General features: G+C 71.4%; 15 protein-coding genes. 2 read left to right on the top strand and 13 right to left on the bottom strand.

The genetic code is table 11. The features are described 5' to 3' along the window. Positions 1 to 18 precede the first annotated feature (18 nt). The 11 genes from msuE to ACR9ZG_RS07315 form a co-directional block, all read right to left on the bottom strand. Complete coding sequence (gene msuE, locus ACR9ZG_RS07365; protein ID WP_481284174.1) at positions 19 to 612, bottom strand: FMN reductase; 594 nt, start codon at positions 610 to 612, stop codon at positions 19 to 21. Positions 613 to 699: 87 nt separating this feature from the next. Further along, positions 700 to 1,716, bottom strand: coding sequence for an LLM class flavin-dependent oxidoreductase (locus tag ACR9ZG_RS07360; protein ID WP_481284173.1), 1,017 nt, complete (start codon positions 1,714 to 1,716; stop codon positions 700 to 702). 73 nt (positions 1,717 to 1,789) lie between these two features. Then, the gene (locus tag ACR9ZG_RS07355; RefSeq protein WP_481284172.1) at positions 1,790 to 2,338 is read right to left on the bottom strand and encodes a hypothetical protein; all 549 of its coding nucleotides are present in this window, start codon (positions 2,336 to 2,338) and stop codon (positions 1,790 to 1,792) included. A gap of 32 nt (positions 2,339 to 2,370) precedes the next feature. After that, positions 2,371 to 4,245, bottom strand: a complete 1,875-nt coding sequence (locus tag ACR9ZG_RS07350; RefSeq protein WP_481284171.1) for a DUF4012 domain-containing protein — start codon at positions 4,243 to 4,245, stop codon at positions 2,371 to 2,373. A 79-nt stretch (positions 4,246 to 4,324) separates the two neighbouring features. Next, positions 4,325 to 4,999 carry a thymidine kinase gene (locus tag ACR9ZG_RS07345; protein WP_481284170.1) on the bottom strand — a complete coding sequence of 225 codons (675 nt, stop codon included), beginning with the start codon at positions 4,997 to 4,999 and terminating at the stop codon, positions 4,325 to 4,327. Between the two features lie 18 nt (positions 5,000 to 5,017). Continuing rightward, on the bottom strand, positions 5,018 to 5,707 hold the full coding sequence (locus ACR9ZG_RS07340) for a response regulator transcription factor (RefSeq protein WP_481284169.1): 690 nt from the start codon (positions 5,705 to 5,707) through the stop codon (positions 5,018 to 5,020). Continuing rightward, positions 5,704 to 6,924, bottom strand: a complete 1,221-nt coding sequence (locus ACR9ZG_RS07335) for a hypothetical protein (protein ID WP_481284168.1) — start codon at positions 6,922 to 6,924, stop codon at positions 5,704 to 5,706. The genes ACR9ZG_RS07340 and ACR9ZG_RS07335 overlap by 4 nt, the downstream gene beginning before the upstream one ends. Beyond that, the gene (locus ACR9ZG_RS07330; RefSeq protein WP_481284167.1) at positions 6,921 to 8,222 is read right to left on the bottom strand and encodes a sensor histidine kinase; all 1,302 of its coding nucleotides are present in this window, start codon (positions 8,220 to 8,222) and stop codon (positions 6,921 to 6,923) included. The genes ACR9ZG_RS07335 and ACR9ZG_RS07330 overlap by 4 nt, the downstream gene beginning before the upstream one ends. A gap of 157 nt (positions 8,223 to 8,379) precedes the next feature. Continuing rightward, positions 8,380 to 9,576: an Rv2578c family radical SAM protein gene (locus ACR9ZG_RS07325; RefSeq protein WP_481284166.1), complete on the bottom strand. Its 1,197-nt coding sequence runs from the start codon at positions 9,574 to 9,576 to the stop codon at positions 8,380 to 8,382. Positions 9,577 to 9,607: 31 nt separating this feature from the next. Beyond that, positions 9,608 to 11,227, bottom strand: coding sequence for an ABC-F family ATP-binding cassette domain-containing protein (locus tag ACR9ZG_RS07320; protein WP_481284165.1), 1,620 nt, complete (start codon positions 11,225 to 11,227; stop codon positions 9,608 to 9,610). 210 nt (positions 11,228 to 11,437) lie between these two features. Beyond that, the gene (locus tag ACR9ZG_RS07315) at positions 11,438 to 12,928 is read right to left on the bottom strand and encodes a malate:quinone oxidoreductase (protein ID WP_481284164.1); all 1,491 of its coding nucleotides are present in this window, start codon (positions 12,926 to 12,928) and stop codon (positions 11,438 to 11,440) included. Positions 12,929 to 13,077: 149 nt separating this feature from the next. Between ACR9ZG_RS07315 and ACR9ZG_RS07310 the strand changes: the two genes are divergently transcribed. Both ACR9ZG_RS07310 and ACR9ZG_RS07305 read left to right on the top strand, forming a co-directional pair. Then, positions 13,078 to 13,608 carry a hypothetical protein gene (locus tag ACR9ZG_RS07310; RefSeq protein ID WP_481284163.1) on the top strand — a complete coding sequence of 177 codons (531 nt, stop codon included), beginning with the start codon at positions 13,078 to 13,080 and terminating at the stop codon, positions 13,606 to 13,608. Beyond that, entirely contained in the window at positions 13,595 to 13,927 is a 333-nt protein-coding gene (locus tag ACR9ZG_RS07305; RefSeq protein WP_481284162.1) for a hypothetical protein, read from the top strand. The genes ACR9ZG_RS07310 and ACR9ZG_RS07305 overlap by 14 nt, the downstream gene beginning before the upstream one ends. 255 nt (positions 13,928 to 14,182) lie before the next feature. Here the strand turns inward: ACR9ZG_RS07305 and ACR9ZG_RS07300 are convergent, their stop codons facing one another. Both ACR9ZG_RS07300 and ACR9ZG_RS07295 read right to left on the bottom strand, forming a co-directional pair. Continuing rightward, positions 14,183 to 15,253: an aspartate-semialdehyde dehydrogenase gene (locus tag ACR9ZG_RS07300; RefSeq protein ID WP_481284161.1), complete on the bottom strand. Its 1,071-nt coding sequence runs from the start codon at positions 15,251 to 15,253 to the stop codon at positions 14,183 to 14,185. 87 nt (positions 15,254 to 15,340) lie between these two features. Continuing rightward, positions 15,341 to 16,627 (bottom strand): aspartate kinase, encoded by a 1,287-nt coding sequence (locus ACR9ZG_RS07295; RefSeq protein WP_481284160.1) that lies wholly within the window; start codon positions 16,625 to 16,627, stop codon positions 15,341 to 15,343. Between the last annotated feature and the right edge of the window lie 78 nt (positions 16,628 to 16,705).

Raw genomic sequence — 16,705 nt, 5'->3', positions numbered from 1 at the left:
TGCGTCAGAAGGCGTCGCCTAGAACGCGTCGGGCCGCGCGAACTCCGCCGTCGCATACCGCGACTCCGGGTCGATGTGGGCGCGGACGAGCGGGAGGGTCCGCTGGATCGCGGTGTCGATCCGGCCGCGCAGGTCGTCGGAGGCGATCGCGTAGTCGGCGAAGTCGGACTCGGCCGCGTAGATGCCGAGCGGCAGCGTCAGCGACTGGAAGAAGCCGAACAGCGGGCGCATCTGGTGCTCCACGAGCAGCGCGTGCCGGTCGCTTCCACCGGTCGCGGTGAGCACGATCGGCTTGTCGACGAGGGCGTACTGGCCGATCTGGTCGAAGAACAGCTTGAACAGGCCGGTGTACGTCGCGCGGTAGGCCGGTGAGCCGACGACAATGATGTCGGCGCGCTCGACCGCCTCCAGCGCCTCCACCACCTGCGGGCTGAGCTGGTTGCGGAAGGGCGCGGCGCCCAGGTCGGGGAGCAGCGGGGCCAGCTCGATGGTGCGGGCCGAGCCGCCCGTCGCCTCCGCAAACGCGTGCGTGACCTCGTCGACGAGGACCGTCGTGCGGGACGGCCGCGTCGGGCTGCCGCTCACGCCGACGACCGAGGGTGCGTATGCCATGCGGGGACCGCCTTCACTCACGGGGCTGGGGATGCGGCTACGCTACCCGCGCGCCTCCGCGACCGCCCCTGCGCGCGTCACACGCCGTCATGCGCCGCCGTACAGCCCCGCCACGATCTCGAGCGAGCGGATGCGGCCCTCGACCGTCGCCGCGCCCGAGGCGATCATGAGCTCGTCCACCTCGGTGGAGGCCAGCAGCGCGTCGAGGCGCCGCTCGACCTCCTCGGGCGTCCCGATGGCCTGACGCGCGTTGCGGGAGGCGATGAACTCCTCCTCGAGCGGGGTGAACTCGTAGGCGAGCGCCTCCTCCACGCTGACCGGCTCCGGCTTCAGGCCGCGACGCATCCGGAGGAACGACAGCTGGCCCGGGAGGGACTGGGCGCGCACGACCTCGGGGTCGTCGTCGGACACCACGTTGACGGCGATCATCGTGTGCGGCTCGGTCAGCAGGTCGCTCGGCTCGAAGCGCTCGCGGTACAGCTGGAGGGCCGCCTCGGTGTTGTCGCCGGCGAAGTGGTGGGCGAAGGCGAATGGGATGCCAAGCGCCGCCGCCACCTGCGCGCTGTAGCCGCTCGAACCGAGCAGCCAGATCTGCGGCGGGTCGCCGAGGCCGGGCACGGCGGTGATGGTGTGCATCGGGTTGGCGTCGCTCATCCCGCCGTAGAAGAAGCCGAACAGGTCGAGGAGCTGCTGCGGGAAGTCCTCGACGCCGAGGCCCTCCTCGCTGCGGCGCAGCGCCATGGCGGTCGCGCCGTCGGTGCCGGGCGCCCGGCCGATGCCGAGGTCGATGCGATCGCCGTAGAGCGCGCGCAGGGTGCCGAACTGCTCCGCGACGACCAGCGGGGCGTGATTCGGGAGCATCACGCCGCCCGAGCCCACCCGGATGCGGTCCGTGGCGGCCGCGACGCCCGCGATGAGCACGGCGGGGGCGCTGGAGGCGATGCCCGGCATCCCGTGGTGCTCGGCGACCCAGAACCGCTGGTAGCCGAGCCCTTCCGCCGCCTGGGCGAGCCGGACGGTGCCGTGGACGGCGTCGGCGTTGGAGCCGCCCGCCGGGCGGTAGGCGAGGTCGAGGACGTTGAGGGGGATGCGGGAAGAGCTCACCTCAAGGGCAACCCGGGGGCGGCGCGTCGGATTCCCGGCCGGCCCGAGGTGCCGGTGGCGGCCCGGTCAGGATTCAGGAGGCGCGGACCTTGCGCACCCACGCCGCGATCGCGACCGACAGGAGCCCGAGCGCCAGCAGCCCTCCGCCCAGTCCCGCCGCCCACGCGGCGATCGTGGAGCCGGTCGCCGCGAGCCCCTGCGCTCCCGGGTCGGAGACGGTGACCGCCGTGTCCTGCGGCAGCACGGTGAGCGAGACGGCGCAGACGTGACTGCTGGCCTCTCCCCTGCCGACGATCGAGTACACGCCGGAGGCGCTCGACGGGAGCGTCACCGTCAGCACATCGCTGCCGTCGGCGTTCGCCTGCTTCGTGAAGTGGACGGTGCTGGTGGAGGCGAGCCGGATGCTCGCGCCGTTCTGACCGGAGGCCGTCCAGTCGATCAGCTCGTTCGGCGCCCAGGTGCCCGGGACGCAGATCACCCTCGCGGTGCCTCCCGCCTGGACCACGCTGGTGTCGAGCTTGCAGGGGGCGCCCTGCGTGTAGTCCTCGGCATGGGCGGCGACGGGCGCGGCGAGGAGCAGCGCTGCGGTCACGGCGATCGCCGCCAGGAGCTTCTTGAACATAGCGGCCTCCCGCCGTCGTTATTGACTAATCCTCACTTTATGCCCGTTGTGCAGTCGACGGCAATGGGCGCGACGGCGGGCCCCACCCCCACATCGGGGGTCGAACCGTCCCCGGGAAGGGTCGGGGTCGCCCTCACCGACAGGCCGGTGCCCGTCTGCTGCACGCCGAGGAAGGTGATGTCGAACGTCTTCGACTGACCGGGAGCGAGCAGGGAGGTGACCAGCGACACCGGTCGCGAGCGGTCGGTGCCCGACACCACCGAGCCCGACGGCTTCCCGTCGCTCAGCGTCGAGGCCAGCAGCCCGCCGGCCGGGCCGTAGACCGCGACGCGCGTGACGATCGAGCCGGGGGCGACCCCGTTCCAGCCTCCGCCCGTGACGTACGCGGGGAGGGCCGCGCCCGCGTCGGCCGGCGCGCGGTTGGTCAGCGTGACGCGCACCTGGATCGTCGGGGCGCCATCCGCCCGGCACACCGCGGCGCCGGCGGACACGCTGGTGGCGAGGTAGTAGTCCATCTTGGCGCCGGTGGCGTCGTTGAAGTAGACGCCGATGCCCGCCGTCGAGCGGGTCGACTCCGGCAGGCCGCCGGCGAGGGAGGTCGTGGCGAGCACCGCCTGCTCGTCCGGGTGGGCGCTCCACAGCAGAAGGCGGCCGGACGCGCCCGAGTCGGCCAGCGAACGCACGAGAGCGGAGCCGTCGACCGGCCCGCCGCCCTGCCCGGTCATCCGCGCGAAGACCGCGGCGGCGGCGGAGGCGAAGAAGGCGTCCTGCTGCGCCGGCTCGGCGTAGTGGGCGTAGACGCTGCTGAGCAGGAGCGGGACGGCGGTGCCCGCCTCCAGCGCCTCTCCGGTCGGCAGGGTGACGGGTCCGGTCGCGCGCAGCAGCGCGCTCAGGACGACGGGGTCGACGGCGACGACGCCGTCCACGGCGCCGCCGTGCGTCTGCCGCCACATGGCGGAGACGGTCGTGGCCGCGAGCGGGAAGTCGGGCGTGAGGTTCGCATCCTGGAGGTAGCGGCCGACCAGCGGGCCGAAGAGCCCCTGGGTGGCGTCGGGAACGCTCGTGACCGCCACCGGCCACGGACCGATCGAGGAGCCGGAGGCCTGGGCGACCAGCGAGATCGCGCCGGCGTCGGCGCGCACCAGGGCGATGGAACCGATGAGGCCGCCGGTGGCGCGCAGCTCCGCCGGATTCTGCGCGACGAGGAGGTACTGCCGCGGCCCGTCCGCGCCGAGCATGGGCGGGAGGAGGCGCGCGCTGGTCGCGATGGCGTCGATCGAGGGGCGCGTCTCGGTGAAGAATCCGCGGAGGCGCCCGACCCCCGACGACACCGGTTCGAGAGTCGCGCCGAGATCCAGACCGCGCACGCTGGTCTCGGCCCTCGCGAAGGCGCGTTGCGCCGCCTCCGCCGCCGGCTGCGCGGCGACGAGCGGCGCCAGGTCGACCCTGCCGCCCGCGATGGAGAGCGTGCGCGGGTCGGCCGAACGGGCGACGCCGAGCAGTGGCTGGACGACCTCCGCCGACACGGTCTGCGCCGCATCCGCGGCGACCCGGACGGCCGTGAGGTTGGGGCCGGCCCACGGCACGACCTCGGCGGCGCGCCAGACGGGGTCGCCGGTGAGGGAGGCTGCGGCGTCGGTGTGCCGGCGCAGCTCGGTCGCCGCCGCCTGGGCCCGGTCCACATCGCCGTCGAGGACGGCCGCCTTGACCGCCTGCGCGGCGGGGAGGGCCGCCGTCAGCTCACCGCGTGCGAGCACCCCGCGGATGCCGATCCAGCCCACCACCGCGGCCGCCGCGAGCACGAGGACGACCGCGACGAGCGTTCCCCAGCGTCGTCTGCGGCGGCGAGGCGGGTCGGCCTCCGCCTCATCCGGAGGAGCCTGTTCGCGCGTGAGACCGATCGCCATGAGGACAAAGGTAACAAATCCTCATTTTTCCTGCCCTCCCCCGGGCGGGGGCGGGATCAGCCGACGTCCGTGTCGGCGATCAGGTGAAGTCGGGGTCGGGCTCGCTCTCGTACACGGCTCCGGCCTCCACCGGCCAGCGCCGGCGCCCGTTGTTGAGCACGCCCCGGCTCTCCTGCAGGTAGCAGTTGCCGCAGAGGGACTCGTAGCTCACGGATGCGCCGTCGATGGCCACCTGGTCGCCGTCGAACACGAAGACGTCGTCGATCTTGCGGGCGTTGAAGATCGCCTTGCGGCCGCAGCGGCAGATGGTCTTGAGCTCCTCGAGGCTGTGCGCCACCTCCAGCAGCCGACGGCTCCCGGGGAACGCGACGGTCTGGAAGTCGGTGCGGATGCCGTACGCGAGCACGGGGATGTTCTCCAGCAGCGCGATCCGGAGCAGGTCGTCGACCTGCGCCTCGGTCAGGAACTGGGCCTCGTCGACGAGGAGGGCGCTGACATCGGTGCCGAAGCGCTTGATCGTCCGCTCACGGTGCTGCTGGAACCTCCCGTAGGCGTCCGTCTCCGGCGAGATCAGGAAGTCGACCTGGCGCTGCACGCCCAGCCGGGAGAGGATGCCGAGGTCGCCCTTGGTGTCGATCGACGGCTTGGCGAGCAGCACCCGGTGGCCGCGCTCCTCGTAGTTGTAGGCCGCCTGCAGCATGGCGGTGCTCTTGCCGCTGTTCATCGCCCCGTAGCGGAAATACAGTTTTGCCACGGATCGATCCTATGCGGATCAGGTCAGGTAGCCGTCTTCCGCCGCCCGGCGAATCAGGTCGGCGCGCGAACTGGTCGGGCGGCCCGCCTTGCCGTACTTCTCGCGCACCCGGCGCAGGTACGTCTTCGCGGTCTCGTACTGCACGTTCATGGCCTGCGCGACCTCGGAGGTCGTGCGGCCGTCCGCGTAGAGGATGAGCGCCTGCCGCTCGCCGTCGCTGAGCCGCGGCCGGGCCGTCTCCGGCACGGCAGGACGCGGCCGCCACACCGGCGCGGGGGCGGGCGTGCGGGCGGCCGCCTCACCCATCGCCGCGTGCGCCGCGGCGATCAGCTCGGCCATCGGCTGCGCCTTGGTGACGTAGGCGACGGCGCCGGCGGCCATCGCGGCGTCGCGGTCCTCCTGCGTGTCGACGGCGCTCAGCACCACGACCTTGGCGCCGGCCGCGCGGCAGGTGCGCACCCGCGCACCGATGCTGACCGACTCACGCAGCTGCAGGTCCATGATCACGAGGTCGGTCGGGAAGGCGTCGCTGTGCACCAGCTCCAGCCAGCTGCCGGCGCGCAGCACGAGGTCGAACTCGGGGGCGTTGCGCTCGATCCACGACGCGAGACTGTCGAGCAGGATCTCGTGGTCGTCGAGGATCGCCAGCCGGATCGGCGGCGCAGCGGGGTCCGTCGACACGACGGGAGTATCGCTCGTGGTGCTCATGATCTGGCTCCAGCGTAGGCGAAGCGGACGACGAGCTCGTCCTCCTGCTGCGCGAGGCGTGCGTCGAACGACACGGAGCGCAGCGCCCCGACGAACGGGATGAGCGCGCGCCGCACCTCCCGCGGCGGCTGCTGCACCCGCGCCGTCAGCACGAACTGCGGCAGCTCCGGGCGCGAGACCGCGATGCGGAGGGTGTCGGCGTCGAGCCCCGGGAGCGCGGCGACGGTCGCCACGAGCGCTCCGACGACGGCGCGCTGCTCCTCCGTGAGGGCGCGGTCGAGCCTGGCCGGATCGTCGACCCGCGAGCCGATCGTCGGCGGGGCGCCGCGGCGGGCCGCGAGGGCCATCATGATCGTGTCGTCCAGCCAGGTGCGCTCGACCGCGGCGACGGAGAAGGTGCGGACGCGCTCGGCGAGCCGCGCGGCCCGCTTCCGGGTCTCCGTGGTCACCTCACCACCCGCGAGAAGGCCGGCGAGGAAGGGGACGGCGGCCACGTTGAGCGCCGAGATCCGCTCCTGCTCGATCATGCGCCGCGCGGTCTGCCGCTGCTCGGCCTCCAGCCTGGCCTGGCCGGCGCGCGCGATCTCGCGCCAGCGCAGCGTCTCGCCGGTCATCGTCCAGGCGTAGCCGGCTCCGGCGCAGGCGAGCGCGATGAGCGGCGTCGCGGCGACGGACGCGTACACCAGCCGGTCGGTCGCGATGACGAGCGACGGCGCTTGGAGAGCCGCGAGCGTCCCGAGGACCGCCGCGCTCAGCACGGCCCCGCCCAGCACCTCCAGCACCGGCCGGTACAGCGGCATCACCGTGAGCAGCAGCGCGACGGCGATGTGCCCCCAGTCGTCCTGGATGCGCTCGTTGCGGCCCCACACCGCGGCGTCGCTGAGGCAGGCGGCTGCGAGCACGGTCGTGAGCACCGACGCGTGCGTCCACCGCCCGATCGGCGCCGACCCCGGGCGGGCGCGGACAGCGGCGACCGTCATCCCGAGCACGAGCAGCACGATGGCGACCACGGCGAGCGCCGGGTCGCGCAGCTGGTCGTGGTGGGAGAGCGTCGAGGACACCGCGTAGCCGACGGCGACCGCGCCGACGAGCGGCAGCAGGAGCCACGCGGACTGGGCGCCGAGCGGGTCCAGCCGCTGCGGGGTGCGCTCGACGGGCGCCGAGCGGAGGCGCACGAGCGTCTCCGGCACCAGCCCGGCGGCCCCTCGGGCCGTCATCCGGTCTCCCCCTCGCGCTCGGGCGTCGGGCAGGGGACGACGATGATCACCGTCGTGCCGACGCCCTCGCTGGAGTAGATGGTCACCGTGCCGCCCACGCGCGCGACCCGGTCGTCGACCGACTGGCGCAGCCCGAGCCGGTCGGCGGCGGCGCCGCCCGCCGGGAACCCGCGGCCCTCGTCCACCACCATCACGGAGACGGCGTCGCCGTCCGCCGACAGCGCGACCTCGGCAGTCGGGCTGCCGGAGTGCCGCAGCACGTTCACCAGGCACTGCCGCACGGCGAGGCCGACCGCCCGCTGGGCCGCCGGATCCAGGCGCCCGATCAGCCCGCGGTCGCCCGAGACGTCGACCGCCAGACCCTCGTCGCGCGCGGCCTCGATCGCGCGGTGCAGCTCGCTGTCGTACCAGGGGCCGTCGCCGGTGGGGCCGCCCCGGCGCCGGGCGCCCGTGCCGGGATTGACGCCGGCGTCGGCACGGCCGCCACCGTCGACGATCGAGCCGGCACCGGCCGGGTCGGCGCCGCCGGGTGCGTCGCCGACCGGGAGGGTGTCGCCGAGTCCGCGCAGATCCGTCTCGATGCGCTGCCGCAGCCGATCGGGCAGCGGGCCCTCCGCGGTGGCGGCGACGGCGAGGAGGTCGCTGAGCACGGTGTCGTGCGTGTCCGCCGCGAGGTCGGCGATCGCCTCCCTCCGCAGGTCGACCAGTCGTGCGTCGCGGACCGCGCGGTGGATGGCCGACTGCGGCCGGGCTCGCACGCCGCGCGTCAGCCCGTCGAACGCCAGCACGCCGACCAGCAGCAGGTAGGCGCCGAGCGAGACGGCCTCTGGCAGGAACGCCCGGCCGACCGTCCGCGCGGCGAGCAGCACCGCCGCCTCGGCCAGGGCGAAGCCGAGCGTGCCCCAGAGGATGCCCGCGAGCGTTCCCGTGCCGGTGCCGCCGACCAGCGTCATGGCCACGATCGGCAGGGCCACGACGAACAGCTGGGTGTCGCGGTAGGCGGGGTTCGCCGCGAGCAGCGCCACCGTGTAGAAGTAGGTGCACACCGCGCCGACGAGGAGATAGGCGACGGTGAGGCCGACGGTCCGGCCGCGGGCCAGCAGGGCCAGGAGCGCGACCATCGGCACGAGCGTGAGCAACGTGAGCCACGAGGAGGCACCGCCTCCGTCGCGCAGGGCGGGGACCGCGATGTTGAAAACGGCGGCGGCGAGGCACACCAGGCCGGCCCAGCGGGCGGCCGTCGCGATGGCGCGCGAGTTCGCACTGCGGGACAGGTGACTCGGAAGGCCGAGCGACACGCGGCCTCCCTCGAGCGCGTGGACGGGCCGGCACCGCCGGCCGGACGCCGCCTCCGGGCGCCCCTCGGGATTATGGCACCGCCCCGGGGTGATGTGTACCCCGGACACGGCGGGATGTACCCCGTCGGAACATGCCGTGCCGTCGGAACAGCCGTCGTCAGAACAGCGTCGGCTGCACCCCGAGGTTCACGAGCGACGCGCCCAGCAGCGCGGCCTCGTCGGGCGCCTCGTCCGTTCCGCCATCGCTGCCGGCATCGGCGCCGGCGAGCACGCGACGCTCGCCGTCCGCGTCGCGCAGCATTCCAAGTGCGGAGGCACGCACCTCGGGGAACGCCTTCGCGGGCGCGGCCGCGGTCACCCCGGCCGACGACTTCACGCCGCCGGTCAGCGGATCCTCCTCGCCGCGCTGCAGGCCGTGCGCCCGGATGAGCGGCTTCATGCGCGCGGCGAGCCACTGCCGGTACTCCTTCGGCGCGTAGGTGCCGCGGCCGTACATCTGCCGGTAGCGCGGCAGGAGCTCGGGATGCTCGCGGCCGAGCCAGAGGTAGTACCACTCCTTCACACCCGGCTTGAGGTGGAGGGCGGTGTACAGCACCGACGTCGCCCCCGCCTCCTTCGCCTGCCGCAGCGCCTCGTCGAGGTGCGCGCGGGTGTCGGTGAGGTACGGGAGGATCGGCATGAGGAACACCGAGCAGTCGAGCCCGTGCTCCCGGACGGCCGTGACCGTGGCGAGCCGCGCCTTCGTCGTCGGCGTGCCCGGCTCGACGGACTGCTGCAGCTCGTCGTCGTACACCGCGATCGACATCGCGAGATCGACGGGAACGCGCTTCGCGGCGTCCGCCAGCCGGTCGAGATCGCGCCGCAGCAGCGATCCCTTGGTCAGGATGCTGAACGGCGTGCCCGAGTCGGCGAGCGCGTCGATGATCCCCGGCATGAGCGCGTACCGCCCCTCCGCCCGCTGATACGGGTCGGTGTTCGTGCCGAGGGCGACCGGATGCCGCGCCCAGCTGGGCTTCGCCAGCTCTTTGCGCAGCACCTCGGCGACGTTGACCTTGACGATGATCTCCTGGTCGAAGTCCTTGCCCTGGTCGAGCTCGAGGTACGAATGGGTGGGCCGGGCGAAGCAGTACACGCACGCGTGCGAGCAGCCGCGGTAGGGGTTGATGGTCCAGCCGAACGGCATCGGCCCTCCCCCGCCCGGGATCTTGTTGAGCGCCGACTTCGCGAGCACCTCGTGGAACGTGATGCCCGCGAAGTCGGGCGTGCGCACCGAGCGCACGAGGTTGTTGAGCCGCGCGAGCCCGGGCAATGTGGACGGCGCCTCCGCCGTCAGCTCCTGCCCGCTCCATCTCATGCAGCTATTCGAACATATGTTCGAATCGACGTCAAGCGGCGCGCAGCGGCACCTCCTCCCCCTCCCACCGTGACCGCAGCCAGCGGTCGTGACTCGCCACGACCACCGCGCCGGGGTAGGCGCCCAGCGCCTCCTCCAGTTCGGTCGCCAGGGTCAGCGACAGGTGGTTGGTGGGCTCGTCGAGAAGGAACAGGTGCGGCGGCCTGGCGAGGATCAGCGCGAGCGCGAGCCGGCGCTGCTGGCCGACCGAGAGCGCGCCGGACGGGCGGTCGAGATCGCGCGGGGCGATCAGGCCGAGCGAGGTCAGCGGCACCGCCTCCGCCCGCCGCTCCCCCAGCGTCTCCGCGTAGATGCGGCGCGGGGAGGCCGCCGGGTCGGCGAAGCGCACGTCCTGCTCCAGCAACCCCACGCGCAGCCCCCGCCGGCGCTGGATCGACCCGGCGGCCGGCTCCAGCCGTCCCGCCACCGCGGCGAGCAGCGTCGACTTGCCTGCGCCGTTCGCCCCGGTGACGAGGAGGCGCGCCTGCGGCTCGACGGTGAACTCGTCCACTGCGAGCCGGCCGGGCACGCGCACACCGCGCGCCTGCACGAGGAGCCCCGACTCGTCGCCGAGCGGCTGGAACCCCGGCGGGATGCCCGTGAAGCTGAGCACCGCGGGCGGCTTGCGCACCTGCGTGCGCTCCAGCTCCTCCCGGCGGCCGGCGGCGTTCTTGATGCGGCGGCTGATCTGGCGGTCGAGCGCGTTGCCCTTCACCGACTTCACGAACTTGTCGTTGTCGCGTACCTTGCCCGACCAGGCGATCGAGCGCGCGGTGACGTCGACGGCGTGCTGGAGCGCCTTCAACTCGTTCTGCTCGTCGGCGAACTGCTTCTCCCAGCGCGCCCGCTCGGCCGCCTTCGCGGCGAGGTAGTCGGTGTAGCCGCCGCCGTAGATGGTCGTGCCGGAGCGCGCGGGGTCCAGATCGAGCAGCCCGGTGGCGACCGCGTCGAGGAAGGCGCGGTCGTGGCTGGCGAACACGACCGGCCCGCCCCAGCCGAGCAGCTGGCGCTCCAGGAACGCCGCCGCCTGGTCGTCGAGGTGGTTCGTCGGCTCGTCGAGCAGCAGCGCGTCCGGCCGGGCCAGCAGCAGGGCCGCGAGGGCGAACCGCGAGCGCTGGCCTCCCGACACCTCGCCGACCCGGCGGTCGAGCGGGATGGCGCCGACCCCCAGACCGTCGAGCAACTCGTCCCGCCGGGCGTCCACGCTCCAGATCTCCGCACGCTCGGCCGCGTCCAGCGCGACGTCGTAGCGGGTGGACGCTGCTGCGTCGCCGTCCGCGAGCGCCGCCGCAGACGACTCCAGCTCACGCTCGATGGCGCGCACCTCGGCGAGGGCGTCCTCGATCAGGGCGCCGAGCGTCTCCTCGGGCCGGAACCGGACCTCCTGCCACAGGAAGCCCAGCCGCGGCGGCCGCGAGACGACCCCGGAGTCCGGGGCCTCGACGCCGGCGAGCACGCGCAGCAGGGTGGACTTGCCGACGCCGTTCTCGCCGATCAGGCCGAGCCGGGTGCCGGGTCCGACGGTCAGCGACACGTCGGTGAGCACGCGGCGGTCGCCGTACGAGAGCGAGACGCCGTCCGCGCGCAGGGGTGTGAGAGTGATCGTTGGCATGAGAGCCGCCTTCCGGGCGCTCCTGATGGAGCCGACTCCCGCCGGGCACATGCCGTCGCTGAGCTGCGCTGGAGCGCTGTGAACGCGATGACCGCTGAAGGGTCACGTCACTCAGGTCGACGGCGCCTCGGGCGCGGGACGAGAGGAGATTCTCACTTCATAGCCCGACGACCATAACAGCCGATCGCCGGGCTTGTCCACTTCCGGGAGCTACGCGGTCAGCGCCTTCTGCGCCAGACCGAGCGTCTCGGCCGTCTCCGCCAGCACGCGCCGTGCCTCGTCCGGCCGGTCGTTGAGCGTGGTGCCCATCGTCGGGATCAGGTCCTTCAGCGTCGGCACCCACCCCTCGTACCGGTCGGGGAAGCAGCGCTTCAGCAGGTCGAGCATGATCGGGACGGCGGTGGAGGCGCCGGGCGACGCGCCCAGCAGGCCCGCGATCGAGCCGTCCTCGGCCGCGACGACCTCGGTTCCGAACTGCAGCACGCCGCCCTTCTTCGCGTCCTTCTTCATGACCTGGACGCGCTGGCCGGCGGTGATGAGCTCCCAGTCCTCGCTCTTTGCGGTGGGCATGAACTCCTGCAGCGCCCGCAGCTTCTTGGCGCGGTTCGCCAGCAGCTCGCCGACGAGGTACTTGATCAGGTCGAAGTTGTCGCGGGCGACCGCGAGCATCGGGCCGAGGTTGCCTGGCCGCACCGAGCCAAGCAGGTCGAACCACGAGCCCGTCTTCAGGAACTTGGGGCTGAATCCGGCGTACGGGCCGAACAGCAGCGAGGTCTCGCCGTCGACGACGCGGGTGTCGAGGTGCGGCACCGACATGGGAGGCGCGCCGACGGCGGCCTTGCCGTACACCTTCGCCTGGTGCTGGGCCACGATCTTCGGGTCCGTGGTCCGGAGGAACTGACCGGAGATCGGGAACCCGCCGAAACCGTTGATCTCGGGGATGCCGGACTTCTGCAGCAGGTGCAGCGCGCCTCCACCGGCGCCGACGAACACGAACCGCGCCGTGACCTCGGACCTGTTCTTGCCGACCTCGTGCATGACCTTCAGCCGCCAGAGGCCGTCGTTGGTGCGCTTGATGCTGCGCACCTGGTGGTTGAGCGCGAGTTCTGCGCCGCGCTCGACCAGGTTGTCGACCAGCGAGCGGGTCAGCGCGCCGAAGTCCACGTCGGTGCCCGAGGTGGAGCGGGTGGCCGCGATGCGCTGCTTGGCGTTGCGCTTCTTGGTCAGCAGCGGGGTCCACTCGCCGATGACGGCCGGGTCCTCCGAGTACTCCATGTCCTCGAACAGCGGCTGCTCCTTGAGCGCCTCGAAGCGCTTGCGCAGGTAGCGGACGTTGTCACGGCCGCGCACGAACGTCATGTGCGGCGTCGGGTTGATGAAGGTGTTCGGCTCCGGCAGGTCGCCTGCCGCCACCAGGCTCGCCCAGTACTGGCGGCTCAGCTGGAACTGCTCGTTGATGCTGATCGCCTTGGCCGGGTCGACGGAGCCGTCGGAGGCCTCCGGCATGTAGTTCAGCTCGCAGAGGGCGGCGTGTCCGGTACCGGCGTTGTTCCACGGGTTCGAGCTCTCCTGGGCGACGGCGCCCAGACGCTCGTAGATGCGGATGCTCCAGTCGGGCTGCACGCGCTGGATCAGCGACCCCAGCGTCGCGCTCATGATGCCGCCGCCGATCAGGACGACGTCGATGGGAGAAGTGCTCACCCTCCAATCCTATGCGGGGGCGGCGGAGTGTCTCTCGTGCGCCGAAAAGTTGCTTGACATCAAGAAGTCCGATTTGCACACGCCTGTACGCCTGCGATCCCCCTGTTGGGTGGTTCCTTGTCAACTCAAGCACTTGTAGCCTGTGCGCTGTGCAAACAACCGCGGCGGCTGTGCCGGAATGGCTGAACGGCGTCAATGCATGGGCGGCAATTCCCTTGGCCGTTATCGGGTTCATCGTGGCCATAGCGCAGATTGCAAAAGCCCGCACGGCTGCGGAGGCGGCAAAAGAGGCTGCTGAGGCCGCCGCCGATCAGATCGGGGCAAACCTCCTCCTTGTCGTGCTTCCCCAATTAGTTCAGATTGAAACCAACCTTGAGTGGGCGGTTGCGCGAAAGGACAGAGAGGCTGCCATTCACTATCTTGGCGTCTGGAGATGGCAAGCCGGGCAGGTGCGCGGCCATTTGCTGAAGCAGGGTGGAGAACATGATGAGCTGCTAGCGCAACTTCAGACTTCGATAGCCACGGCAGCCGACACCAAGCTCTCGCTCCAAGACACAACTGCAGACGTGGCAAAACGGACGAAGTCCGCCCAGCGAACCATTGCCGTCGTCACAGGTGTAGTTGGCGAGCTGACTGCGAAAAACTCTCTGGAAGGAACACCCCTAGATGCCAGCAAATGACAAGCTCAAATTACTTCTCGAGAAGCTCCTCACAAAGACGCGATTTGGTGACGCAAAATGGACCGCAGGGAGCCGGGACGACACCTTCATCTGGTCCGGCTCCTCAGCATCGGTAGTCCTTCTCACTAAAGACGACGATGGAGTTCAGCCGTGGCTGATTCGTCTGGTCGATGCCGACGGCCGCATCGTGGAGGAAGAGCAAGTTGGCCTCGACTCTAGTCTCTACACGCTCCTCTCAGAGTTGTATCCAGCGGCTCGCGCGGACGCGCTCAATATCAGTTCAACGATTGACGGACTCCTCGACGACCTGGACTTCTAGTCGTGAATCCGAGGTAACCGCAACCTGTTCCAGTCCTGACGGAGGGTGTTGGCGCCGAAGGCTGCTGAGTATCTGCTGCGTGCAAGTGCAATCGGCGACTTGACCCACGACTACGATGCCGCTCCCACTAGGAGAACCGCGAGCGGTGTCGCGTTTCAGATCGGCGCCGCCGGGCGCTGTCGGACCGCTGGCAACGCGTCAGCGGGCAAGAGTTTCGCTGCGGTGAGCTAGTCGGAAACGTAAACGACGCCGGGGTCAGGCGTCGACGCGGGCGCTCAGGCGCTCGGCGACGAGCTCCGCGATCTGGACGGCGTTGAGCGCGGCGCCCTTGCGCAGGTTGTCGTTGCTGATGAACAGGGCGAGGCCGCGACCCTCGGGGGCGCCCTCGTCCTGGCGGATGCGGCCGACCAGGCTCGGGTCCTTGCCCGCCGCCTCGAGCGGCGTCGGGACGTCGGCCAGCTGCACGCCGGGGGCCGACGCGAGCAGCTCCTGCGCGCGCTCCGGCGTGATCGGGCGGGCGAACTCGGCGTTGATCGACAGCGAGTGGCCGGTGAAGACCGGCACGCGCACGCAGGTGCCGCTGACCAGCAGCTCCGGCAGGCCGAGGATCTTGCGGCTCTCGTTGCGGAGCTTCTTCTCCTCGTCGGTCTCGTTTAGGCCGTCGTCGACGATCGAGCCGGCGAGCGGGATGACGTCGAACGCGATCGGGCGCGGGAACTTCACCGGATCGGGCATCGCGACGGCCGAGCCGTCGTGCACGAGGTCGAGCAGGTGCTCGTCGGCGACGGCGGCGCGCGCCTGGTTCGCGAGCTCCTCGGCGCCCGCGAGGCCGGCGCCCGACACCGCCTGGTAGGTGCTCACGACGAGACGCTGGAGGCCGGCCTCCTCGTGCAGGACCTTCAGCACCGGCATCGCAGCCATGGTCGTGCAGTTGGGATTCGCGATGATGCCCTTCTGAGCCGTCGCGATCGCCTCGGGGTTGACCTCGGAGACGACCAGCGGGACCTCCGGGTCCATCCGCCAGCCGCTGGAGTTGTCGATCACGATCGCACCGGCCTCGGCGAAGCGCGGGGCGTGCGCCTTCGAGCCGGTCGCGCCGGCCGAGAACAGCGCGATGTCGATGCCGGAGACGTCGGCCGTGGCGACATCCTCGACGGTGATCTCCTCGCCGCGGAACGGGAGGGTCGTGCCCGCCGAGCGGGAGGAGGCGAAGAAACGGATGCTCTTCACCGGGAAGTCGCGCTCGTCGAGCAGGCGGCGCATCACGCCGCCGACCTGGCCGGTGGCGCCGACGACGGCGATGTTCAGTCCGGAGTTCTCGGTCATGCTGGCCCCTTCGGGTCGGTGTGTTGTGGAGTCGAACGGCGGCGCGGCGGCCGGAATTCCCGGGCGGCGGATGTTCGCCGGACCGGTCTAGCGGCCGGTGCCCGCGTAGACGACGGCCTTCTGGTCGCCGTCGAGCCCGAACGCTGTGTGCACCACGCGCGCGGCCTCGGCGACCGTGTCGGCGCGGGTGACGACCGAGATGCGGATCTCGCTGGTGGAGATCATCTCGATGTTGATGCCCGCGTCGTACAGCGACGAGAACAGCTTGGCCGAGACGCCCGAGTTGGTGCGCATCCCGGCGCCGACGAGCGCCAGCTTGCCAATCTGGTCGTCGTACTGGAGGGACTGGTAGCCCACCTCGTCGCGCTCGGAGGTCAGGGCCGTCAGCACGCGCTGCCCCTCCGACTTCGGGAGGGTGAACGAGATGTCGGTGAGACCGGTGGCGGCGGCCGACACGTTCTGCACGATCATGTCGACGTTGGCGTTGGCCTTCGCCACGATGGTGAAGATCTGCGCCGCCTTGCCGGGGACGTCCGGCACACCGACGACGGTGATCTTGGCCTCGCTCAGGTCGGTGGCGACTCCGGAGATGATCGGCTCTTCCACGGTTCCATCCTTCTTCGCGGCCTCTGCCGCAGCTGCTTCGTTGAGGACGTAGGTGCCCTCCTTGTTCGAGAACGAGGAGCGCACGTGCAGGGTCACGTCGTGCCGGCGGGCGTACTCGACCGCGCGGATGTGGAGCACCTTGGCGCCGGCCGCGGCCAGCTCCAGCATCTCCTCGCTGGTGATCCTGTCGATCTTGCGGGCGAGCGGGACCTGGCGCGGGTCGGAGGTGAAGATGCCGTCGACGTCGGTGTAGATCTCGCAGACCTCGGCGCCGAGCGCCGCGGCGAGGGCGACGGCGGTGGTGTCGGAGCCGCCGCGGCCGAGCGTGGTGATGTCGCGGGTGTCGCGGTTGAAGCCCTGGAACCCGGCGACGATCGCGATGGCGCCCTCGTTGAGGGCGTCCTGGATGCGGCCCGGCGTCACGTCGACGATGCGCGCGGCGCCGTGCTGCGCGTCGGTGATCATGCCCGCCTGGCTGCCGGTGAAGGAGCGGGCGTCGTAGCCCATCCCTCCGATCGCCATCGCCAGCAGCGCCATGGAGATGCGCTCGCCGGCGGTGAGGAGCATGTCGAGCTCGCGCGGCTCAGGGATCGGGGTGACCTCGTGCGCCAGGTCGAGCAGCTCGTCGGTGGTGTCGCCCATCGCGGAGACGGCCACGACGACCTCGTTGCCGGCCTTGCGGGTCTCGACGATGCGCTTCGCGACGCGCTTGATGCTCTCTGCGTCTGCGACGGACGAACCGCCGAACTTCTGCACGATCAGGGCCACTCGCACTCCTCGGTCACGGGACTCCCATCCTACCGGCCCCCCATATGCCGCCTCTCCCACTGTCTCTTATACACATCT

The organism is Leifsonia sp. KNZ12-8B, from assembly GCF_056755495.1.
The sequence above is the reverse complement of the archived record's forward strand: the minus strand, read 5'-3'. Positions and strand labels throughout refer to the sequence as shown.